This window comes from Streptomyces sp. NPDC086554, from assembly GCF_040686095.1.
Lineage (GTDB): Bacteria > Actinomycetota > Actinomycetes > Streptomycetales > Streptomycetaceae > Streptomyces.
Genome location: NZ_JBFBJK010000020.1, coordinates 40,398 through 61,082, shown reverse-complemented (window position 1 = coordinate 61,082; position 20,685 = coordinate 40,398). Strand labels below are relative to the sequence as shown.

The following is a 20,685-nucleotide window of genomic DNA, read 5'->3' as shown; positions in this document are numbered from 1 at the left end:
CGGGGAGGAACCGTGTCCGGATTCGTAGAAAAGCCCGAGCCCATCGAGGTCCCGGGCCTGGTGCATGTGCACACCGGAAAGGTGCGCGAGCTGTACCAGAACGAGGCGGGCGACCTCGTGATGGTCGCGAGCGACCGCATGTCCGCCTACGACTGGGTGCTGCCCACGGAGATCCCCGACAAGGGCAGGGTCCTCACGCGGCTCTCCCTGTGGTGGTTCGATCAGCTCGCCGATCTCATCCCGAACCACGTCATCTCCACCGACGTCCCGGCCGGCGCCCCCGCCGACTGGGAGGGCCGCACCACGGTCTGCAAGTCCCTGGAGATGGTCCCGGTCGAGTGCGTGGCCCGCGGCTATCTGACGGGCTCGGGCCTGGTCGAGTACAACGCCTCGCGCACCGTCTGCGGCCTCGCGCTGCCCGACGGTCTGAGCGACGGCTCCGAGCTGCCCGCGCCGATCTTCACGCCCGCCACGAAGGCGGAGGTCGGCGAGCACGACGAGAACGTGAGTTACGAGGAAGTGGCGCGCCAGGTGGGCGCGGACACGGCGGCCCAGCTCCGCCAGGCGACCCTCGCGGTCTACGGCCGGGCCCGTGACATCGCCCGCGAGCGGGGCGTCATCCTCGCGGACACGAAGTTCGAGTTCGGCTTCGAGGGCGAGAAGCTGATCATCGCGGACGAGGTCCTCACCCCGGACTCGTCCCGCTTCTGGCCCGCGGACGAGTGGCAGCCGGGCCGCGCCCAGCCGTCGTTCGACAAGCAGTTCGTCCGCGACTGGCTGACCTCGCCGGCCTCCGGCTGGGACCGCAAGAGCGAGCAGCCGCCGCCCCCGCTCCCGCAGGACGTGGTGGACGCCACGCGCGCCAAGTACATCGAGGCGTACGAGCGTCTGACGGGCACCTCCTGGTAGTCGGCGCACGAAGAAGGCCCCGGTCGAGTGACCGGGGCCTTTCATCTGGAGCGGACGACCAGGTTCGAACTGGCGACCTCAACCTTGGCAAGGTTGCGCTCTACCAACTGAGCTACGTCCGCACTGCGCCGAAGCGCGAAGCCAACTATACCCAACCCCGCTCGCGTGCGAGACGCACTGCGGCATGACGGTTCTCCGCCCCGATCTTGGTGGCGGCGGACGAGAGGTAGTTCCGTACGGTCCCCTGCGACAGCGCGGCCCGCTCGGCGATCTCCGCGACGGGCGCCCCGTCGGCGGCGAGTTCGAGCACTTCGGCCTCGCGGGCGGTGAGCGGGGAGTCCCCTGCGGAGATCGCGTCGGCGGCCAACTCCGGGTCCACGTAGCGGTTTCCGGCGTGCACGGTCCGGATGATCTCGGCGAGCCGCTGCGCGCTGACGGTCTTCGGCACAAAGCCCCGCACGCCCACCGCGAGCGCCCGCTTGAGATGCCCCGGTCTGCCATGACTCGTCACGATCATGGTGCGGCAGTACGGCAGTTCATCCCGCAGAGATGTGGCGACACTCACACCGTCGGAGCCGGGCATCTGCAGATCGAGCACGGCGACATCGGGCCGGTGCGCCCGCGCCATGGCCAGCGCCTCGGGTCCGGTGGCGGCCTCGGCGACCACGACGAGATCGTCCTCAAGCGCGAGGAGCGCGGCGAGAGCACCGCGGATGAGGTGCTCGTCATCGGCGAGCAGTACGCGAACGGTCACCGGGAAACCGCCTGCTCTGCCTGCCGCTCCCCCGCGGCTTCCGGCCCCGGCTCCTGCTCGGGTCGCCCGAGCTCCGGCCGCCCTTGCTGTGGGCAGGCGGTCCGCAGCGGAACCTCCGCAGACAGCCGAAACTTCCCCCCGCCGGACGCGAGGTCCAGCACCCCGCCCACCACAGCCAACCGCTCTCGAAGCCCGGCGAGCCCGGACCCTGCCCCGGAGGGGGCAACATCCGGCACCCCATCGTTGGAAACGACAAGCTCCGCCCGTTCAGGCCCGACCCGCAGGGTCACCGCACAGTGCCGCGCGTCACCATGGCGGAGCACATTCGTCGCCGCCTCCCGAACAACCCACCCGAAGGCGGACTGCACCGCGGCAGGCAACCCCGCAGGGGATCCGACCACCCGGCAATCGATGCCCGCGGCCTCGAGCACGCCCTGCGCACCGGCGAGTTCGACCGCCAGGTCGGCCTCCCGATACCCCCGGACCACTTCCCGTACCTCCCGCTGCGACTCCTGCGCGATCCGCTGCACCTCGACCATCTGGTCGACCGCCTCGGGCCGCCCCCGCTGCGCGAGCTGCACGGCGAGCTCGCTCTTCAGCGCGATGACCGCGAGATTGCGCCCCATCACGTCGTGCAGGTCCCGCCCGAACCGCAGCCGCTCCTCGGCCACCGCGAGCCGTGCCTCGACCTCACGGGCCCGGTCGGCCTCCCACATCACGGAGAGCGTCCAGGCACCGCAGCGCGAGGAGAGCAGCGAGACGAGGGCGCCGAAGGCGATCACCACGGCGGTCCCGGCGAGCCGCCCGTCGTGGATGCCGGCCGCGGCGGAGGCGGCCACCATCACGACGTCGATCACGGCGAACCGGATGAGGAAGGTGCGGATCGGTACGGCGAAGGCCAGCGACTCCCCGTACGGCATGACGGCGAACATCGTGGCGAAAGTGAGCATCCCCTCCTTGACGCCGTCCACGGCCAGCAGGGCGAGCACCAGGCCCAGCACGGCGATCATGAGCCCGGTCGAGACGGCGAGGTCGCGGCGCGGCGCCTCGGCGCGCTTCAGATAGTGGTCGACGGACCGCCGCAGCGTGCGGTTGACGTGCAGGCACTGCACGGCGGCGACGGCGACCAGCGTCGAGCCGAGGATCAGCGGAACGGTCTGCTGCCGCACGCTCACGCCGAGCGGCAGCGAGCCCCAGCTGACGAAGAAGATCCACGGCATGGCGTGCCACATGACCACGCTCTGGAACTCGACCTTCTCGATCTTGCTCCGCTCGTGCCAGCCCCGCTTCAGCCCCCGGATGCGCCCGACCACGCCTGTCCCCTCCTTCTTCTAGCGCCGGGGTTCCCAGCGGAACCACCGTCGTACAGCAAACACCGAGACCACGGTCCAGGCCACCGCCGTGGCGACGGCGCCGAGGGCCTGGGACGCCGAGAGGTTCCCGGTCCAGCCGCCCCGCACCAGCTCGATCACCGGCGAGAGCGGAAGCAGCTCGCAGACCGAGGCGAGCTTGTCGGGCATGACCTCGAAGGGGATGAAGAGACCCGAGGCGAACATCGACGCGAACGCCAGCGGCAGGGACATCACCTGCGCCGACTCCACCGACCTGCTGAGGCTGGCGGTGACCGCGGCGAGGGCGGCGAACATCACCAGGCCGAGCAGTACGCCGATGACAGCGAGGTGCGGCGCGCTCGGCGCCCCGGCGTCGAGCAGCGCGACACAGCCGACCGCCAGGACCACGCACTGCGTCAGGCCGATGGCGAACGACGGCAGCGCGGCTCCCGCGAGGATCTCCGCGTCCCGCAGCTCCCCGGTGCGCAGCCGCTTGAGCACCAGTTCCTCGCGGCGGGCCGCGAAGACGGTGGTCAGCGCCGTGTAGACGGCGAAGAGCACGGAGACGCCGATGGCGCCGGGCACCACGACGGACCCGACCGAGAGACCGGTGCCCTTCAGGTCCATGCCGTCAGCGGCCTGGTGCAGGCTGACCGGCATCACCAGCGGCACGAACAGCGCCCCGAACAACGTCCCCTTGGTGCGCCCGAGCAGCGTCAGCTCGGCCCGCGCGAGCGCCCGCATCCGCCGCGCCGGCGTCGTCACCGCAGCCGCCGTCACCGTCACCGCACTCATGCCACCGTCTCCTTCTCCGTCACACCCGCACCGGCAGCCGCACCCGCGCCACTCTCGGCGTCCCGCGCGATCCGCAGGAACGCCTCCTCCAGCGAGGCCGCCCGCACATCGAGCCCCCGCAGCTCCACCTGGGCGTCCCGCGCCCACACAAGCAGGCCCGTGGCGGCCCGCTGCAACTCGTGCGTCCGCAGCCGGACCCGCCCGCCGGTCACCTCGTGCCCGCTCACGCCGAGCTCGCCGAGCGGCGGCAGATCCCCGACGAAGTACCCGTCGGGCAGTTCGAAGGAGACGTGCGACGGCTGCGCGGCCACCACCTCGGAGACCCGTCCCTCGGCCGCGATCCGCCCCTCGTGCAGGATCGCGAGCCGGTCGGCGAGGTTCTCGGCCTCTTCGAGGTAGTGCGTGGTGAGCAGTACGGTCGTGCCGTTGTCGCGCAGGGCCCGCACCAACTCCCAGGTCTCGCGGCGCCCTTCGGCGTCGAGCCCGGTCGTGGGCTCGTCGAGGAAGAGCACCTCGGGCTGCCCGATGAGCGCCGTCGCCAGATCGAGCCGCCGCTTCTCACCGCCGGACAGCATCTTCACGCGGACGCCGGACCGCTTGCCGAGGCCCACGATCTCCAGGGCCTCATCGGCCGGCCGCGCCCCACTGGTGCACCCCGCCCACATCCGTACGGTCTCCCCGACCGTCAGCTCGGAGGGAAAGCCGCCCTCCTGGAGCATCACGCCGATCCGGTGCCGTACGGCGCCGCGCTCCGCGTAGGGGTCGTGTCCGAGCACCCGCACCCGCCCCCCGGCGGGTGCGGCGAGTCCTTCGAGGAGTTCGACGGTGGAGGTCTTGCCCGCCCCGTTGGTCCCGAGCAGCGCGAAGAGCTCACCTTGTCCGACGGAGAACGACACTCCCCGGACCGCCTCGAAACCGCCCCCGTACACGCGCCGCAGATCGGTCACGTCGATCACTTGGTCAGTCTTGGTCATGGGAAGAGCGTCCCCCGGCCGCGGGCGCCGGAGCAGTGCGCGCTGTCACCGGCCGGCATGACAAATGTCAGAAGCCCTGCAGCCCTGAGACACGAAGAAGGCCTGAGACACGAAGAAGGCCCCGGTCGCGATGACCGGGGCCTTCTTCAATGGAGCGAACGACGAGGTTCGAACTCGCGACCTCAACCTTGGCAAGGTTGCGCTCTACCAACTGAGCTACGTTCGCATTGCCTCCGACCAGCTCTCACTGATCGGTGCGAGCACCAGCCTACCGCACCCAGAAGGGTGACCGGAAAGCGATGCAGAGCGGGTGACAGGAATTGCACACTGCGCCTTCCCCCTGGAAGGGGGATGTTCTACTACTGAACTACACCCGCAAGACCCCGTGTGGTTCGGCCTTTCGGCCTTGCCCCTCGGCGTGCTCCAGACTTTAGCCGACCGGCGGGGGTGCAGGTCAAGTCGGTTGCCGAGGGGCCCTCCTGGCCGGCTGCCGGCCGAGGTCGGCGCGGCCGCGGGCCACGACTCAGTTGGCCGCTCAGTTGGCCGCCTCGAACGCCTCGTAGACCTTCTTCGGGATGCGGCCGCGCGGCGGCACGTCCATCTGGTGCGAGCGTGCCCAGGCGCGCACGGCCGCCGGGTCGGCGGTCACCGCGGTGTGTCGGTACGCCTTGCCGGACTTCGACTGCTTGCGGGCGGCGCCCAGGTACGGGGCGAGCGCCGTGCGCAGTTTCTTGGCATTGGTTTGATTGAGGTCGATCTCGTACGACTTGCCGTCAAGACCGAAAGCGATGGTTTCCGCCGCTTCCCCGCCGTCGATGTCGTCAGAGAGAGTGACCACGACACGCTGCGCCACGAATATCGGTCCCTTCGTGCGGCCTCGCCGCGTTGACGTGCGGTGATGCCGACTGTCCGGCTGTTAGGGGCACTGTTATGTGCAAAGCATCGGCTAATGCCATTTCCTTTGTACAGTGCCCGGCATTGCATTGTGAAGCCCGACTAAATCCGCCCGCGTGTCCGGGAGCAATGGCGATGCGTGATCTTTTCCAGGATTTTTCGCGAAGGTGCCCCGTTCGAAACGTGGATGGTTGTGGGAACGTGACCGTCCTCACGTAGGATTCTACGAATCTACGCGAGTAGAATTTTTGTGCAGGTAGTCTGAAGGGACCGCTCAGCCAGCACCACACACCGGGAGTGCCAGTGGCACGCGTCGTAGTCGACGTCATGCTCAAGCCGGAGATCCTCGACCCCCAGGGCCAGGCGGTGCAGCGTGCACTGCCGCGCCTCGGATTCAAGGGGATCGCCGACGTACGTCAGGGAAAGCGCTTCGAACTCGAGGTGGACGGGCCCGTCGATGACGCAGCCCTCGCCCGTATCCACGAGATGGCGGAAACCTTCCTCGCCAACACCGTGATCGAAGACTTCTTCGTAAAGGTGGAGGAAGAGAAGTGACTGCTCGAATCGGAGTCGTCACTTTCCCCGGAACCCTCGACGACCGCGACACCCAGCGCGCCGTCCGCGTCGCCGGCGCCGAAGCCGTGCCGCTCTGGCACCGGGACAAGGACCTGAAGCAGGTCGACGCCGTGGTGCTTCCCGGCGGATTCTCGTACGGCGACTATCTGCGGGCCGGGGCCATTTCACGGTTCTCGCCCGTCATGGAGTCGGTCATCGAGCAGGCGAAGGCCGGGATGCCGGTTCTCGGTATCTGCAACGGCTTCCAGGTGCTCACCGAGTCCCATCTGCTGCCGGGCGCGATGCTGCGCAACAACCACCTGCACTTCATCTGCCGCGAGCAGAAGCTGCGGGTGGAGACGGACCGGACCGCCTGGACCGCCGACTACACGGCCGGCCAGGAGATCCACATTCCGCTCAAGAACATCGACGGCCAGTACACGGCCGACGAGCGGACCCTGGACATGCTGGAGGCCGAGGGCCGCGTCGCCTTCCGGTATCTGGACGGCAACCCCAACGGCTCGCTCCGTGACATCGCCGGCATCACCAACGAGGCGGGCAACGTCGTGGGCCTCATGCCGCACCCCGAGCACGCGGTCGAGCCGCTGGTCGGGACCGGCCGCACCGACGGCCTGGGATTCTTCACCTCGATCCTGAAGAAGCTGGTCAACGTCTGATGACTCTGGACACCGTCAAGCACGCCGCCGAGACCCCCGAGGTCAAGCTGCCCTGGGCCGAACTGGGCCTGAAGGAAGACGAGTACGCGCGCGTACGCGAGATCCTGGGCCGCCGTCCGACCGGCGCCGAGCTCGCCATGTACTCCGTCATGTGGTCCGAGCACTGCTCGTACAAGAGCAGCAAGGTGCACCTGCGCCAGTTCGGCGAGAAGGCCCCCGAGAACGACGCCATGCTCGTCGGTATCGGCGAGAACGCCGGCGTCGTCGACGTCGGCAACGGCTATGCGGTCACCTTCAAGGTCGAGTCGCACAACCACCCCTCGTACGTCGAGCCCTACCAGGGTGCGGCGACCGGTGTCGGCGGCATCGTCCGCGACATCATCGCGATGGGCGCGCGTCCGGTCGCCGTCGTGGACCCGCTGCGGATGGGCGCCGCCGACCACCCCGACACCAAGCGCGTTCTGCCGGGTGTCGTCGCGGGCATCGGCGGCTACGGCAACTGCCTGGGCCTGCCGAACATTGGCGGCGAGCTCGTCTTCGACGCCTGCTATCAGGGCAATCCGCTGGTCAATGCCGGTGCGATCGGCGTGATGCGGCACGAGGACATCCACCTCGCGAAGGCCTCCGGTCCCGGCAACAAGGTCATCCTCTACGGGGCCCGCACGGGCGGCGACGGCATCGGCGGCGCCTCGATCCTGGCGAGTGAAACCTTCGACGACACCAAGCCGTCGAAGCGTCCCGCCGTGCAGGTCGGCGACCCCTTCCAGGAGAAGCTCCTCATCGAGTGCACCCTGGAGGCCTTCGCCGAGAAGCTGGTCGTGGGTATTCAGGACCTGGGCGCCGCCGGACTCTCCTGCGCGACCTCGGAGTTGGCGTCCAACGGCTCCGGCGGCATGCGCGTCGAGCTGGACGACGTACCGCTTCGCGACTCCACGCTCACTCCCGAGGAGATCCTCATGAGTGAGTCGCAGGAACGGATGTGCGCGGTCGTCGAGCCGGAGAAGGTCGAGCGCTTCCTCGCGATCTGCGAGAAGTGGGACGTGATCGCCACCGTCGTCGGTGAAGTGACCGACGGCGACCGCCTGGAGATCTTCTGGCACGGCGAGAAGATCGTCGACCTCGACCCGCGCACCGTCGCCCACGACGGCCCGGTCTACGAGCGCCCCTACGCACGGCCGAAGTGGCAGGACGCCCTCCAGGCCGACGACGCGAACAAGCTGGCACGGCCAGCGACTTCGGACGAACTGCGCGAGCAGGTCCTCGCGGTCGTCGCGTCGCCGAACCAGGCCTCCAAGGCGTGGGTGACGGATCAGTACGACCGTTTCGTGCAGGGCAACACGGTGCTCGCGCAGCCCGAGGACTCCGGCATGGTCCGCATCGACGAGGAGACCGGCCTCGGTGTCGCCCTCGCCAATGACGGCAACGGCCGCTACTCGAAGCTCGACCCGTACGCGGGCGCGCAGCTCGCCCTGTCGGAGGCGTACCGCAACGTCGCCGCGACCGGCGCCCGGCCGCTCGCCGTCTCGGACTGCCTGAACTTCGGTTCGCCCGAGGACCCGGATGTCATGTGGCAGTTCGCCGAGACCACCCGCGGTCTCGCCGACGCCTGCCAGATCCTGGGCACCCCGGTGACCGGCGGCAACGTATCGCTCTACAACCAGACGGGCGAGGCGGCGATCCACCCGACCCCGGTCGTCTCCGTCCTCGGTGTGATCGACGACGTCGCACGGCGCACGCCGATCGCCTTCGCCGAAGAGGGCCAGCTGCTCTACCTGCTCGGGGACACCTCCGAGGAGTTCGGCGGCTCGGCCTGGTCGCAGGTCGTCCACGACCACCTCGGCGGCCTGCCCCCGAAGGTGGACCTGGAGCGCGAGCGGCTGCTCGCCGAGATCCTGATCTCGGCCTCGCGCGACGGCATGATCGACGCCGCGCACGACCTGTCCGACGGCGGTCTCGCACAGGCCGTCGCCGAGTCCTGCCTGCGGGGCGGGAAGGGCGCGCGCCTGATCGTCCCGGACGGTCTCGACGCGTTCACCCTCCTGTTCAGTGAATCGGCCGGGCGCGCGGTCGTCTCCGTGCCGCGGAGCGAGGAGCTGCGCTTCACCGACATGTGCGGGGCGCGGGGTCTGCCCGTGACGCGTATCGGTGTGGTCGACGGTGACGCCGTGGACGTACAGGGCGAGTTCACCCTCTCCCTGGCCGAGCTGCGCGAGGCGCACGAGGGGACCCTGCCGGGGCTCTTCGCCTGATCCGCCGCTTCTCGAAGCCCCCGTTCGGACCTGGTCCGGGCGGGGGTTTCGTCGTTTCCGGGGTCTGGGCTTGCTTGAGATTACGTAATTACGTAATCTCAAGATCATGGATCTGGAAGAGCGCGTCGCCGAGCTCGAGCGGCGCATGGCGGAGCTGGAGAGCGCGGGCCCGGCCGCGCCCGCCGTGGGAGAGGGCGACTTCTGGGCCCTCGACGCGCTGAAGGCGCGGTATCCGGTGACGGAGGACGCGGATGGCGCCGTCCTATTCACAGGAGCGGTGCGTGTGCCGACCGGGCATCGGTACGAGTGGCAGTACGGCCTGCTCACCGAGACGGTGTTCGAGGGCGACTGGTCCGAGGCGGCCGAGTCGTTCGCCGCGCTCGGCAATCCCGTACGGCTGCGGCTGCTTCGGGAGATCCTCGGCGGCCTGCGCACCGCCGCCGAGCTGGCCGCGCTCCCGGACGCAGGCACGACCGGCCAGATCTACCACCACCTGCGCCAACTGACCGGCGCGGGCTGGCTGCACACCACGGGGCGCGGCCGATACGAGGTTCCTGCGGGGCGGGTGGTGCCGCTGCTTGTGGTGCTCACGGCCGCTCGCCCTGTGACCTGACCGTTTTCTGCACGAGTTTCTTCACGAGATTTCTGTACGAGTTTTCTGTACGAGGGGGAAGTTATGTCCGAAGGCGTACGCAAGCTCGCCGCCGTGGCCCAGCGGGTGCTGTGGCTGAGCTTCTTTGCCCAGTTCGTCGTCCAGCACTTCGTGGGCCTGCCGTACAACTACTGGGTGAGCTGGTCGCCCCTGCTCGGCGCCATCGCCATCAGCGTGGTGCTGTCCCGCTCCGCCCGCCGGCGGATCGAGACGGCCCCGCCGGCTCCGGTCGAGGTCGAGGCCCCGGTCACCGGCCGCTGGTCCGCGCTGAACAGCCCTGCCGACAAGGTGCCGAGCCACGGCACGCACCGCCTCGGGCAGTCCTACGCCATCGACATCACGGCCGAGCCGGCAGAGGGGCCTGCCCGCCCCGCCCCCGTCTGGTTCTGGCCCGTGGCCCGGCGCGGCGAGGCCTACCCCGCCTTCGGGATGCCGCTGCACGCGGCGGCCGATGCCACCGTCGTGCACGCCGAGGACGGCCAGCGCGATCACCTCAGCCGCAGCTCCCTTGTCGGGGTCTTGTATTTCTGGCTGATCGAGAGCGTCGGCCGGAGCGTCGGCGGAACCCGCCGCATCGTCGGCAACCACATCGTGCTCGACCTCGGTGAGGGGACGTACGCCATGTACGCCCACGTCCAGCAAGGCTCGCTCGCCGTCCGCGCCGGGGACAAGGTGACGGCCGGGCAGGTCATCGCCCGCTGCGGCAACTCCGGGAACTCGACCGAACCGCATGTGCACTTCCAGCTGATGGACGGCCCGGACCTGGAGACCGCGCGGGGCATCCCGTTCCACTGGCGGGGCGTCGGAGTGCCCGCCAACCGCGAGACGTTCACGGTGGGGGAGGAAGCCGTCCCGGTACCGTGACCTGCATGACTGAGGAGCTCGGGCTGCGCGAGCGCAAGAAGAGGCAGACCGCGTCGCGGATCTGGCGGGCGGCGGTGGACCTCTGCTCCGAGCGCGGGTTCGACCATGTCTCCGTGGCGGAGATCGCCGAGGCGGCCGAGGTGTCGAAGATGACCGTCTTCAACTACTTCGGCACCAAGGAAGGCGTGATCGTCAGCCCCATGGAGGAGCACGTCGGCGACGCAGCCCGCGCGGTGCGCGAGCGCAGGCCCGGCGACTCCGCGGTCACGGCGCTGCGCGAGGCGTTCCTGGAGCAGGTCGCGGCGCGCGACCCCGCGGTCGGCCTCAGCAGCGACCCGCGCGCCATCAAGGTGCGCCAACTGGTCGGCGAGACACCGACGTTGGCGCACCGCATGGTCCTCTTCCACATGCGCGCCCTGCAGCTCCTCGAGGACGCACTCGCCGAGGAGACGGGCGACCCGTTCCTCGCGCGGGTCGCCGCCGGGCAACTGCTCGGCGCCCGCAACGCGCTCATCATGGAGAACCAGCGCCGCACCCTCGAGGGCGAACCGCTCGACGCGATCGCCGACGCCTGCGCCGCCAACGCCGCGCGCGCCTTCGGCCAGGTCGAAAAGGGTCTCCAGGGCTACCCGGGACCGCATTAGGCTCGGCCCCATGCCACCGGCCAAGAAGCGCACGCGTACGTACGACCCCGCCAAGATCCGCACCGCCGTGCGCGCCCAGTTCGGGAACGTACGGGAAGCGGTCGCCGCGCTGGAGCCCGAGCAGCTCGCCCTGCCGACCCGGCTCGGGGAGTGGACCGTCCGCGAACTCGCCGCGCACATCACCATGGCGCTCGGCGCGGTCAGCCGGTTCCTCGCCATGCCGGAGCCCGCGGCACGCGAAGTGGCCCTGCTCGACTGGCCGTTCGCGACCGCCTCGGCCGCAGTCCAGGTCGACGAGGCGTCGCGGGCCTTCGCCGCGCAGGACCTCGGCGAGCTGTACGCACGCACGCTCACCGCGTACGACGAAGCGCTGTCCGGCGTCACGGAGGGCCGTCTCACACCGACCCGGTTCGGCGCGATGACCCTCGACGACTTCCTGGTCACCCGCACCGTCGAACTGATCGTCCACACCGACGACCTGAACGACGCCGTGCCCGGCCTCGACGTCGCGTACGACCGCCAGGCCCTGGCCGCCTGCACCCGGCTGCTGGCCGACGCCCTCGCGGTGAAGGCCCCCGGCGGCGCGGTCGAGGTCAGGGTGCCGCCGTTCGCCGTGGTCCAGTGCGTGCAGGGGCCCCGGCACACCCGCGGCACCCCGCCGAACGTCGTCGAGACCGACCCGCTGACCTGGATCCGCCTGGCGACGGGACGTACGCACTGGGCGTCGGCGCTGGACGAGGCCAGGGTGAGTGCGAGCGGAGAGAGGGCGGACTTGGCGGAGCTGCTGCCGGTCATGAGCTGAGCGCTCCGCTCTTACGGGGCGACGGGAACCAGAACCCCCACCTGTCCCGTCACAGCGGCATGCAGAAGCAGCGACTGACCACCACCGCCATAGCTCTCGCCGCCGCGGGGCTGCTCACCGCGTGCGGCACCGAGACCGGATCGGGTAACGGCAAGGGCGACGGTTCCGTCGCGTCCGAGCTGCCCATCACCGGAGTGCACTGGAACGTCGAGAGCCTCACGGTGGACGGCAAGAAACAGCGGGCCCCGGGCGGCACCTACGTCACGATCGACGACAAGGGGAAGGCCCAGGGCAACTACGGCTGCAACGGCTTCTCCGCGGACGTGTCCTTCGACGGCGACAAGGTCGACTTCGGCAATGCCACGTCGACCGACATGGGCTGCGACAAACTGGACTTCGAGGAGACCCTCACGCGCACCCTCGGCAACGGCGAGCTGAAGGCCGAGGCCGATGGGGACAAGCTGACGCTCACCACCGAGAAGGGGGACCGCGTGGCATTCACCTCGGAGCCCGACGCCCCGCTGACGGGCACCAAGTGGACCGTGAACGCCGTCGGCGACGGCAAGGTGACGACCTCCCTGCCGAAGGAAGTGGACGGCAAGGCCCATCTGACCTTCGGCAAGGACGGCACCGTCCGCGGCAACCTCGCCTGCAACAACGTCTCGGCCAAGGCCGATGTGCGGGGCGACGAGATCACCCTGGGCACGCCTCGGAGCACCCGGATGATGTGCGAGGGCCCGGCCCGCGAGACCGAGCAGAAGCTCCTCAAGCTCTTTGACGGCAAGGTGAGTTACAAGCTGACGCACCGGGGTCTGACGCTCACTGCCGCCGACGGCACGGTCATCAGTGCTAATGCTGACCTGAAGACGCACTAGTTTTTCGGCTGCGGCGCCGTGGGGGCTTGTCGCGCCCACGCGGCGGAGCCGCAACATGTCACAGCCCCGCGCCCCCTACGGGGCGCTCAGCTGCGGCGGCGTGACTTCAGTAGGAACGCTCCGCCGGCCGTGAGCAGCAGCGCGCCGCCGATGGAGTAGGCGAGCGTGGTGTCGGCGTCGCCGCCGGTCTCGGCGAGGCCGCTCGAATTTCCTTCGGGACGGGTGTCGTTGGGTTCTTCGGCGGCTTGCTCGGCCTGGGCGGGCGGCGCCACTCCGTCCAGGCTCACCGCCACCGTGGCCGACTCTGCCCCCGCCTTCACCACCTTGACCTCGACGTCCCGCGCCTTGTCCGTCAGCTTCGCGCCGGCGGCGAGCGCGTCCGCGTCGGCCGGCGCGTCGCCGCCGGTGGACTCATCGGCATCCGAAGTCGGGTCCAGAAGAGCGGACTTGGCGTAGTCGCCGCCCGGCACCCGGTAGGCGTGCACGCCCTGGATCTCGCCGTCGACCGTGCCGGACTCGTGCCGCAGCTCCACGACCAGGCGGTCGTCGCCCAGCGGGATGTCGAGCGCCCGGACCTCGCTTCCGCTTCCGCTTCCGTACAACGGACGCAGCGTGTACGTACCCGACTTGCCGACCTTGGCGACCTCGCCACCCGAAAGCCACTTGTTGTGAAGCAGCTCGGGCGAGGTGAGCCCGGCCTCCCAACCGCCGCCGCCCATCGGGGTCTTGTGGCTGGTGCCGTCCTCCTTGCAGCCTGCCCCGATGTCCCCTTCGGGGCAGCGGAGCCGCATGTGGTGGCTGTAGCCGAAGTTGTGCCCGAACTCGTGGACCAGGGCGGTCATCGACATCTTGCCGTCGGCGCCGATCGGCATCCAGGTGGTGCCGCCGCCGACGGTGCCGAGCGCGAGCCAGTCGCAGCCGGCCTTCTCCGAGGGGAAGACGAGCGACAGATGGTCGTAGCTGTCCTCGGCGACGCCCTGCGCGGCGAGGGCCTTCCGCGTCAGTTCGTTGATCTTGCCGGTGTCGCAGCCGGTGGCCGCGAGATCGATGTCGACGGGACCTGTGACGCCGTCGCCCTCGGCGGCCTTGAAGGTGGTCGCACCGCCGGTGACTTCGTTGTAGTACGAGGTGAGGGAGCCGGACGCCCCGAAGTAGTTGTCCTTCAGGGCGGTTTCGAGCTTGCCCGCGTCCGGGATCCGGCTGTCCGTGAAGTTCACCATGGCGACCTGGACGCGCCGCTCCGGCTCGTCGGCGGCGGTCGCGGGAGCGGCGGCGGCTGCGGTCAGGGCGGCGGCCACGGCGGCCGGTATGAGGCAGAGGCGCGGGGACGGCTTCATGGGGGACCTTCCGAGTGGGGGTTCGCGCGGGACCTGTAGATCAACTGGGGCGCGCGCGAGGCACGCTAGCGATCACATGGGCCCGAGCGAACCCCCGGGAAGGCTTCTTAGGACGCACTTAAGGCTCAGTTCAGGCAGCAGCGGGGTACGAGAACGACTCAGGCAGCGGGGTACGGCAGTAGCCCCGCGTCCGTCCGCTCCCACGCCGCCTTCAGCTCGGCGAGCAGCTTCGGCTCGTCCGGCGCCCGGTCGGCCTGCTCCCGCTGATCCGCGGCAAGGTTGAAGAGCTGGTCCTTGCCGCCCTTGCCCCGGTAGTACTTCCACTCCCCCCGCCGCAGCGCACGCTCTCCACGCACCCGCCAGAACAGCTCACGCCCGGCGAGCTCCTCGCCCTTCAGGAGATAGGGCGCGAGGCTGGTCCCGTCCAGCTCGTACGCGGGGTGCGGCCGGGCCCCGCCGATCTCGAGGAGGGTGGCCGTCCAGTCGGGGGTGAACACCGGCTCGTGGCTGACCTGCCCGCCGTCGAGCCGCGCGGGCCAGCGCACGATGGTCGGCACGCGGATGCCGCCCTCCTGGAGCGAGGCCTTGTTGCCCGAGAGCGGCCAGTTGTACGAGAAGCGCTCACCGCCGTTGTCGGAGGCGAAGAAGACGAGCGTGTCCCGCTCCTGCCCGGACTTCTTCAGAGCCTTGAGCACCTCACCGACCGACCGGTCCAGGTCCTGCACCATCTCCGTGTACTTCTCGACGGACCCGCCGTCCTGGTGCCAGAGCGCACCCTTCTGGCCCGCCTTGATCCTCCGTACGATCTCGGCGCTCTGCTCCTCGTCCCCGTCCGCGATCCAGGGCCAGTGCGGGGTGGTGAAGTTCAGATTGAGCAGCCAGGGCTTGTCCCCGTGCTCCCGCAGGACGTACTCGCTCGCCCGCTCGGTCAGGATCCGCGTGTAGTAGCGCAGGTCCTTGTACTCGGCATCGCCCTCGTAGAGGTCGTACTCACCGCCGAGCCCCAGCTTGGAGTAGTACTCCAGGGCCCCGCCGAAGTTCCCGAAGAACTCGTCCCAGCCCGACCTGGTGGGCGAGTAGTCCGGCAGATACCCGCAGTGCCACTTCCCGATCAGCGCCGTCGCGTACCCGGCATCCCGCAGCAGCGAGGCCAGCGTGGGATGCGTCGGGTCGAGCCCGACGGACTTGTCCGCTATCGGCTCCGCGAGCCCACCCTTCGTACGCCCCGGAAAGCGCCCCGTGTAGAGGCTGAACCGGGTCGGTGAGCAGGTCGCGGACCCGGAGTAGGCATCGGTGAACCGCACGCCCTGGCGCGCGAGGCGGTCCAGGTTCGGCGTCTTGATGTGCGGCGACCCGTAGGAGGAGAGATCCGCCCACCCGAGGTCGTCGCCGAGGATGAACAGGATGTTCGGCCGCTTGCCGCCGGGGCGCCTGGCCGCACGGAAGGGCCGCTCGCGCGCCTCGGCCACGGCGGGCAGCCCCACCGCGGCGGCACCGGCTCCCACCGCGCCCCCGAAGGCGCGCCGGGACAGAGCGGACTGGTCGTACGAAGACATGGCTGCGCTCCTGAAGAGAGGCCCCGCACAGGGGCCCCGAAGAAGGGAAGGAAAGGCGGCTTCAGGCGGCGCAGCGACAGATGGCGCTCGCGACACGGACCAGGTCGACGTGGCGGCGCTCCACAAGGGGGACCGTGGGGTGGTCACCGAGGGGCTGCTGGGGCATGGATCAGGAGCCTCACGGGCGCCCAGGCCCCTGTCAACGCTGCCCGTCGCCTGTTCACACGGACTTAGTACTCAGGTGCGCACAGTCACCGTGTTCACGCTCCGTAGAGGGCCCGTATCCCCAATTCGGACCAGTGGTCGATCTCGCCTACACTCGGTGTTGTGCCACGTGGTGACGGTCGACTCAATCACGATCTGCTCCCCGGCGAGAAAGGCCCCCAGGACGCTTGTGGCGTCTTCGGTGTCTGGGCTCCGGGCGAAGAGGTCGCAAAGCTCACGTACTTCGGGCTCTACGCCCTCCAGCATCGGGGCCAGGAATCCGCGGGAATCGCGGTCAGCAACGGCTCCCAGATCCTCGTCTTCAAGGACATGGGGCTCGTTTCCCAGGTCTTCGACGAAACCTCTCTCAGCTCGCTCCAGGGTCATATCGCGGTCGGTCACGCCCGCTACTCGACCACCGGCGCCTCCGTGTGGGAGAACGCCCAGCCGACGTTCCGTGCCACCGCGCACGGCTCCATCGCGCTCGGGCACAACGGCAACCTCGTCAACACGGCTCAGCTCGCCGAGCTGGTCGCCGACCTGCCCAAGGAGAACGGCCGCTCGACCCAGGTCGCGGCGACCAACGACACCGACCTGGTGACGGCACTCCTCGCGGGCCAGGTGGACGACGACGGCAAGCCGCTGACCATCGAAGACGCCGCCATGAAGGTCCTCCCGGACGTACAGGGCGCCTTCTCCCTCGTCTTCATGGACGAGCACACGCTGTACGCGGCCCGCGACCCGCAGGGCATCCGCCCGCTGGTCCTCGGCCGCCTGGAGCGCGGCTGGGTCGTGGCATCGGAGTCCGCGGCGCTCGACATCTGCGGCGCCAGCTTCGTCCGCGAGGTCGAGCCCGGTGAGTTCATCGCGATCGACGAGAACGGACTGCGAACGTCCCGATTCGCGGAAGCGAAGCCCAAGGGCTGTGTCTTCGAGTACGTCTATCTGGCGCGCCCCGACACGGACATCGCCGGCCGGAACGTCTACCTCTCGCGCGTCGAGATGGGTCGGAAACTCGCCAAGGAAGCTCCCGTCGAGGCCGACCTCGTCATAGCGACCCCGGAGTCCGGGACGCCCGCCGCGATCGGGTACGCGGAAGCCTCCGGCATCCCCTTCGGCGCCGGTCTCGTCAAGAACGCCTACGTCGGCCGGACCTTCATCCAGCCCTCGCAGACGATCCGCCAGCTCGGTATCCGTCTCAAGCTGAACCCCCTCAAGGAAGTCATCAAGGGCAAGCGTCTGGTCGTCGTCGACGACTCGATCGTCCGCGGCAACACCCAGCGCGCCCTGGTCAAGATGCTCCGCGAGGCCGGAGCGGCCGAGATCCACATCAGGATCTCCTCTCCGCCCGTGAAGTGGCCCTGCTTCTTCGGCATCGACTTCGCGACCCGCGCCGAGCTCATCGCCAACGGCATGACGATCGACGAGATCGCCACCTCCATGGGCGCCGACTCGCTCTCGTACATCTCCATCGACGGCATGATCGAGGCCACGACCATCGACAAGCCGAACCTCTGCCGCGCCTGCTTCGACGGCGAGTACCCGATGGACCTGCCCGACCCCGAGCTGCTCGGCAAGCAGCTTCTGGAGACGGAGCTGGCCGCCGGTCCGGCGTCCACGGCAGCGGCCGACGCGATCCGTCGCCCGTAAGCCACCCGTAGTAACGACACGAAAGCTCTCAATCACCATGCCTGAGACCACTGGTGCCAGCTACGCAGCCGCAGGCGTAGACATCGAGGCGGGCGACCGCGCCGTCGAGCTCATGAAGGAATGGGTCAAGAAGACCCAGCGTCCCGAGGTCGCGGGCCTCGGCGGCCTCGGCGGCTTCGCCGGGCTCTTCGACGCCTCCGCTCTCAAGCGCTTCGAGCGCCCGCTGCTCGCCTCCGCGACCGACGGCGTCGGCACGAAGGTGGACATCGCCCGCCAGCTCGGCGTGTACGACACCATCGGCCACGACCTCGTCGCGATGGTCATGGACGACATCGTCGTGTGCGGCGCCGAGCCGCTCTTCATGACCGACTACATCTGCGTCGGCAAGGTCCACCCCGAGCGCGTCGCGGCCATCGTGAAGGGCATCGCCGAGGGCTGTGTCCTCGCGGGCTGCTCGCTCGTCGGCGGCGAGACGGCGGAGCACCCGGGCCTGCTCGGCCCGGACGACTTCGACGTCGCCGGCGCCGGTACGGGCGCCGTGGAGGCCGACCGGCTGCTCGGCCCCGATCGCATCCGTAAGGGTGACGCGGTCATCGCCATGGCGGCATCGGGTCTTCACTCGAACGGGTACTCGCTCGTCCGTCACGTGGTCTTCGACCGCGCAGGATGGTCCCTGGACCGCCAGGTCGAGGAGTTCGGCCGCACGCTCGGCGAGGAGCTCCTGGAGCCCACCAAGATCTACTCCCTGGACTGCCTGGCGCTCACCCGCACGACGGACGTCCACGCGTTCAGCCACATCACCGGCGGCGGCCTCGCGGCGAACCTCGCCCGGGTCATCCCGGACGGCCTGCACGCCGTCGTCGACCGCGAGACGTGGACGCCCGGCGCGATCTTCGACGTCGTCGGCAAGGCGGGCCAGGTCGAGCGCCTGGAGCTGGAGAAGACGCTGAACATGGGCGTCGGCATGATGGCGATCGTCCCCGAGGAATCGGCGGACGCGGCCCTGACGACCCTCGCGGACCGTGGCGTGGACGCCTGGATCGCCGGTGAGATCACCGAGCGGGGCGACCACAAGACGGGCGCTGAGCTCATCGGTGACTACGCGAAGTAAGCGCCTCAGGGCAGCACAAAACCCGGTCCGGCGTGATGACCACCCCGGACCGGGTGAAGTGCAGTTGCTATGCGAACTGCGAATGCTGCAAGTGCTGCGAAAGCAACGAGGTCAAGCGCCGCGGCGCTGCGACGAAGGACCGGACTCATCGGCAGAGTCGTCGTCCTCGTCGTCGTTATACAGATCCGCGTACTGGGCGTACGGGTCGTCTTCCTCGTCGTCGTCCTCGAACGGCTCGCCATTCGGCGGCTGTTGCGAAGTCGAAGCGCCCAGCTCATTGGCCAGACGCGACAGGTCAGTCCCGCCGCTGCTGTACTTCAGCTGGCGGGCGACCTTCGTCTGCTTGGCCTTTGCCCGGCCGCGCCCCATGGCTCGACCCCCTCGGATATGGGGCTTGGTGACCCCAGAGTCTTGACACGCGTTCATGATCAGGAACGGGCTCTCCGTGGAGAGGCCGGTCCGTAGGGCTTCCACGGTACCTGCTCCTGCGGCCATACGGTACGTCGCCCGCAGGACGCGCCTCGGCGCAGAACCCGCGAGGAGCCCCGTCCTCGCTGGTCAACTGCGATTTTAACCTCTTCTTGTCGGGCGACCCGCCGACGGGGGTGAGTCTTGTCTCGCCGGGACGTCGACGGGGCCCTGTCAAAGCCTCTGCGGGGTCAGCCGCGGCGGGCCTCCGCCATCCGCTGCTCGGCGATCCTGTCGGCCGCTGCGGCCGGCGGAATGCCGTCTTCCTTCGCACGAGCGAATATGGCAAGAGTGGTGTCGAAGATCTTCGACGCCTTCGCCTTGCACCGGTCGAAGTCGAAGCCGTGCAGCTCGTCCGCGACCTGGATCACGCCGCCGGCGTTCACCACGTAGTCCGGCGCGTAGAGGATCCCGCGGTCCGCGAGGTCCTTCTCGACGCCCGGGTGCTCGAGCTGGTTGTTGGCGGCGCCGCAGACCACCTTCGCGGTGAGCACCGGCACGGAGTCGTCGTTCAGGGCCCCGCCCAGCGCGCACGGGGCGTACACGTCGAGGCCCTCGAAGCGGATCAGCGCCTCGGTGTCGGCGACGGCCGTCACGGACGGGTGCTTGTCGGTGATCCGGCGTACGGACTCCTCGCGCACATCGGTGATCACGACCTCGGCGCCGTCCTTCAGGAGGTGCTCCACGAGGTGGTGGCCGACCTTGCCGACGCCCGCGACGCCGACCTTGCGGCCGCGCAGCGACGGGTCGCCCCACAGGTGCTGCGCCGACGCGCGCATGCCCTGGAAGACGCCGAAGGCGGTGAGCACGGAGGAGTCGCCCGCGCCGCCGTTCTCGGGGGAGCGCCCGGTGGTCCAGCGGCACTCGCGTGCGACGACGTCCATGTCGGCGACGTACGTACCGACGTCGCACGCCGTCACGTAGCGGCCGCCGAGCGAGGCCACGAAGCGTCCGTAGGCGAGGAGCAGCTCCTCGCTTTTGATCTTCTCCGGGTCGCCGATGATCACGGCCTTGCCGCCGCCGTGGTCGAGCCCGGCCATGGCGTTCTTGTACGACATCCCGCGCGCGAGGTTCAGCGCGTCCGCGACGGCGGCTTCCTCGCTCGCGTACGGATAGAAGCGGGTGCCGCCGAGGGCCGGGCCCAGGGCGGTGGAGTGGATGGCGATGACGGCCTTGAGGCCGCTGGCGCGGTCCTGACAGAGCACGACTTGCTCGTGGCCACCCTGCTCCGAGTGGAACAGGGTGTGCAGGACGCCGTTGTCTGCTTCGGTCACTGTGGTGACTCCCGGTCGAGTGGCGGCGGTTGGGCGGGCTCCCGTGCGGGTGGCGGGGGCCCGATGGGCATGAGACTAGAGCCTGTCCACCGCCCCGGACCGCGCAGTGC

21 protein-coding genes and 3 tRNA genes are annotated in these 20,685 nt (G+C 69.5%); 11 read left to right on the top strand and 13 right to left on the bottom strand.

Translation table 11 applies throughout. The features are described from left to right. Positions 1-12 precede the first annotated feature (12 nt). A complete protein-coding gene (locus tag AB0O76_RS29765) occupies positions 13-909 on the top strand; it encodes a phosphoribosylaminoimidazolesuccinocarboxamide synthase (protein ID WP_365497210.1) in 897 nt (298 codons plus the stop codon). Between the two features lie 46 nt (positions 910-955). On the opposite strand, the gene AB0O76_RS29760 is transcribed toward AB0O76_RS29765, so the two are convergent. The 8 genes from AB0O76_RS29760 to AB0O76_RS29725 form a co-directional block, all read right to left on the bottom strand. Next, positions 956-1,031: transfer RNA gene (locus AB0O76_RS29760), tRNA-Gly, on the bottom strand. Between the two features lie 23 nt (positions 1,032-1,054). Further along, positions 1,055-1,663, bottom strand: a complete 609-nt coding sequence (locus AB0O76_RS29755; RefSeq protein WP_365497208.1) for a response regulator transcription factor — start codon at positions 1,661-1,663, stop codon at positions 1,055-1,057. Next, positions 1,660-2,976 carry a histidine kinase gene (locus tag AB0O76_RS29750; protein WP_365497206.1) on the bottom strand — a complete coding sequence of 439 codons (1,317 nt, stop codon included), beginning with the start codon at positions 2,974-2,976 and terminating at the stop codon, positions 1,660-1,662. Before AB0O76_RS29750 ends, AB0O76_RS29755 begins: the two co-directional genes overlap by 4 nt. Before the next feature lie 18 nt (positions 2,977-2,994). Further along, positions 2,995-3,789, bottom strand: coding sequence for an ABC transporter permease (locus AB0O76_RS29745; RefSeq protein WP_365497204.1), 795 nt, complete (start codon positions 3,787-3,789; stop codon positions 2,995-2,997). Next, on the bottom strand, positions 3,786-4,763 hold the full coding sequence (locus AB0O76_RS29740; RefSeq protein WP_365497202.1) for an ABC transporter ATP-binding protein: 978 nt from the start codon (positions 4,761-4,763) through the stop codon (positions 3,786-3,788). The genes AB0O76_RS29745 and AB0O76_RS29740 overlap by 4 nt, the downstream gene beginning before the upstream one ends. Positions 4,764-4,913: 150 nt before the next feature. Further along, positions 4,914-4,989, bottom strand: a tRNA-Gly gene (locus tag AB0O76_RS29735). Between the two features lie 79 nt (positions 4,990-5,068). Further along, a tRNA-Gly gene (locus AB0O76_RS29730) sits at positions 5,069-5,140 on the bottom strand. Positions 5,141-5,298: 158 nt separating this feature from the next. Continuing rightward, positions 5,299-5,616, bottom strand: a complete 318-nt coding sequence (locus tag AB0O76_RS29725; protein WP_365497200.1) for an Lsr2 family protein — start codon at positions 5,614-5,616, stop codon at positions 5,299-5,301. Between the two features lie 344 nt (positions 5,617-5,960). On the opposite strand from AB0O76_RS29725, the gene purS reads away from it, so the two are divergent. From purS to AB0O76_RS29685, 8 genes are all read left to right on the top strand, one after another. Further along, the gene (gene purS, locus AB0O76_RS29720; protein WP_135332092.1) at positions 5,961-6,212 is read left to right on the top strand and encodes a phosphoribosylformylglycinamidine synthase subunit PurS; all 252 of its coding nucleotides are present in this window, start codon (positions 5,961-5,963) and stop codon (positions 6,210-6,212) included. Then, positions 6,209-6,889 (top strand): phosphoribosylformylglycinamidine synthase subunit PurQ, encoded by a 681-nt coding sequence (purQ, locus tag AB0O76_RS29715; RefSeq protein WP_365497198.1) that lies wholly within the window; start codon positions 6,209-6,211, stop codon positions 6,887-6,889. Before purS ends, purQ begins: the two co-directional genes overlap by 4 nt. Further along, positions 6,889-9,138, top strand: a complete 2,250-nt coding sequence (gene purL / locus AB0O76_RS29710; protein WP_365497196.1) for a phosphoribosylformylglycinamidine synthase subunit PurL — start codon at positions 6,889-6,891, stop codon at positions 9,136-9,138. The genes purQ and purL overlap by 1 nt, the downstream gene beginning before the upstream one ends. 106 nt (positions 9,139-9,244) lie before the next feature. After that, positions 9,245-9,751 (top strand): helix-turn-helix domain-containing protein, encoded by a 507-nt coding sequence (locus AB0O76_RS29705; protein ID WP_365497194.1) that lies wholly within the window; start codon positions 9,245-9,247, stop codon positions 9,749-9,751. A gap of 63 nt (positions 9,752-9,814) precedes the next feature. Next, on the top strand, positions 9,815-10,654 hold the full coding sequence (locus AB0O76_RS29700; protein WP_365497192.1) for a M23 family metallopeptidase: 840 nt from the start codon (positions 9,815-9,817) through the stop codon (positions 10,652-10,654). A 5-nt stretch (positions 10,655-10,659) separates the two neighbouring features. Then, positions 10,660-11,298 (top strand): TetR/AcrR family transcriptional regulator, encoded by a 639-nt coding sequence (locus AB0O76_RS29695; RefSeq protein ID WP_365497190.1) that lies wholly within the window; start codon positions 10,660-10,662, stop codon positions 11,296-11,298. 10 nt (positions 11,299-11,308) lie between these two features. Next, a complete protein-coding gene (locus AB0O76_RS29690; RefSeq protein WP_365497188.1) occupies positions 11,309-12,100 on the top strand; it encodes a sterol carrier family protein in 792 nt (263 codons plus the stop codon). A gap of 59 nt (positions 12,101-12,159) precedes the next feature. Then, positions 12,160-12,975, top strand: coding sequence for an META domain-containing protein (locus AB0O76_RS29685; protein ID WP_365497186.1), 816 nt, complete (start codon positions 12,160-12,162; stop codon positions 12,973-12,975). A gap of 86 nt (positions 12,976-13,061) precedes the next feature. On the opposite strand, the gene AB0O76_RS29680 is transcribed toward AB0O76_RS29685, so the two are convergent. From AB0O76_RS29680 to AB0O76_RS29670, 3 genes are all read right to left on the bottom strand, one after another. Then, positions 13,062-14,312, bottom strand: a complete 1,251-nt coding sequence (locus AB0O76_RS29680) for an LPXTG cell wall anchor domain-containing protein (RefSeq protein ID WP_365497184.1) — start codon at positions 14,310-14,312, stop codon at positions 13,062-13,064. A gap of 158 nt (positions 14,313-14,470) precedes the next feature. Then, positions 14,471-15,868, bottom strand: a complete 1,398-nt coding sequence (locus AB0O76_RS29675; RefSeq protein WP_365497182.1) for a sulfatase-like hydrolase/transferase — start codon at positions 15,866-15,868, stop codon at positions 14,471-14,473. Positions 15,869-15,929: 61 nt separating this feature from the next. Next, positions 15,930-16,034 (bottom strand): putative leader peptide, encoded by a 105-nt coding sequence (locus tag AB0O76_RS29670; RefSeq protein ID WP_365497180.1) that lies wholly within the window; start codon positions 16,032-16,034, stop codon positions 15,930-15,932. Positions 16,035-16,195: 161 nt separating this feature from the next. On the opposite strand from AB0O76_RS29670, the gene purF reads away from it, so the two are divergent. Both purF and purM read left to right on the top strand, forming a co-directional pair. Continuing rightward, the gene (purF, locus tag AB0O76_RS29665; RefSeq protein ID WP_365497178.1) at positions 16,196-17,722 is read left to right on the top strand and encodes an amidophosphoribosyltransferase; all 1,527 of its coding nucleotides are present in this window, start codon (positions 16,196-16,198) and stop codon (positions 17,720-17,722) included. A 37-nt stretch (positions 17,723-17,759) separates the two neighbouring features. After that, on the top strand, positions 17,760-18,833 hold the full coding sequence (purM, locus tag AB0O76_RS29660) for a phosphoribosylformylglycinamidine cyclo-ligase (protein WP_365497176.1): 1,074 nt from the start codon (positions 17,760-17,762) through the stop codon (positions 18,831-18,833). Between the two features lie 111 nt (positions 18,834-18,944). Here purM and AB0O76_RS29655 read toward each other — a convergent pair whose 3' ends face one another. Both AB0O76_RS29655 and AB0O76_RS29650 read right to left on the bottom strand, forming a co-directional pair. Further along, complete coding sequence (locus tag AB0O76_RS29655; RefSeq protein ID WP_135332081.1) at positions 18,945-19,202, bottom strand: DUF3073 domain-containing protein; 258 nt, start codon at positions 19,200-19,202, stop codon at positions 18,945-18,947. Between the two features lie 290 nt (positions 19,203-19,492). Beyond that, entirely contained in the window at positions 19,493-20,575 is a 1,083-nt protein-coding gene (locus tag AB0O76_RS29650; RefSeq protein ID WP_365497174.1) for a Glu/Leu/Phe/Val dehydrogenase dimerization domain-containing protein, read from the bottom strand. Between the last annotated feature and the right edge of the window lie 110 nt (positions 20,576-20,685).

Excerpts from the sequence above, each read along its gene's own strand:
- AB0O76_RS29745 (WP_365497204.1), bottom strand. The coding sequence starts at position 3,789 with ATGAGTGCGGTGACGGTGACGGCGGCTGCGGTGACGACGCCGGCGCGG.
- AB0O76_RS29740 (WP_365497202.1), bottom strand. The coding sequence starts at position 4,763 with ATGACCAAGACTGACCAAGTGATCGACGTGACCGATCTGCGGCGCGTG.
- purL (WP_365497196.1), top strand. The coding sequence starts at position 6,889 with ATGACTCTGGACACCGTCAAGCACGCCGCCGAGACCCCCGAGGTCAAG.
- AB0O76_RS29705 (WP_365497194.1), top strand. The coding sequence starts at position 9,245 with ATGGATCTGGAAGAGCGCGTCGCCGAGCTCGAGCGGCGCATGGCGGAG.
- AB0O76_RS29700 (WP_365497192.1), top strand. The coding sequence starts at position 9,815 with ATGTCCGAAGGCGTACGCAAGCTCGCCGCCGTGGCCCAGCGGGTGCTG.
- AB0O76_RS29695 (WP_365497190.1), top strand. The coding sequence starts at position 10,660 with ATGACTGAGGAGCTCGGGCTGCGCGAGCGCAAGAAGAGGCAGACCGCG.
- AB0O76_RS29690 (WP_365497188.1), top strand. The coding sequence starts at position 11,309 with ATGCCACCGGCCAAGAAGCGCACGCGTACGTACGACCCCGCCAAGATC.
- AB0O76_RS29685 (WP_365497186.1), top strand. The coding sequence starts at position 12,160 with ATGCAGAAGCAGCGACTGACCACCACCGCCATAGCTCTCGCCGCCGCG.
- AB0O76_RS29680 (WP_365497184.1), bottom strand. The coding sequence starts at position 14,312 with ATGAAGCCGTCCCCGCGCCTCTGCCTCATACCGGCCGCCGTGGCCGCC.
- AB0O76_RS29675 (WP_365497182.1), bottom strand. The coding sequence starts at position 15,868 with ATGTCTTCGTACGACCAGTCCGCTCTGTCCCGGCGCGCCTTCGGGGGC.
- AB0O76_RS29670 (WP_365497180.1), bottom strand. The coding sequence starts at position 16,034 with ATGCCCCAGCAGCCCCTCGGTGACCACCCCACGGTCCCCCTTGTGGAG.
- purM (WP_365497176.1), top strand. The coding sequence starts at position 17,760 with ATGCCTGAGACCACTGGTGCCAGCTACGCAGCCGCAGGCGTAGACATC.
- AB0O76_RS29655 (WP_135332081.1), bottom strand. The coding sequence starts at position 19,202 with ATGGGGCGCGGCCGGGCAAAGGCCAAGCAGACGAAGGTCGCCCGCCAG.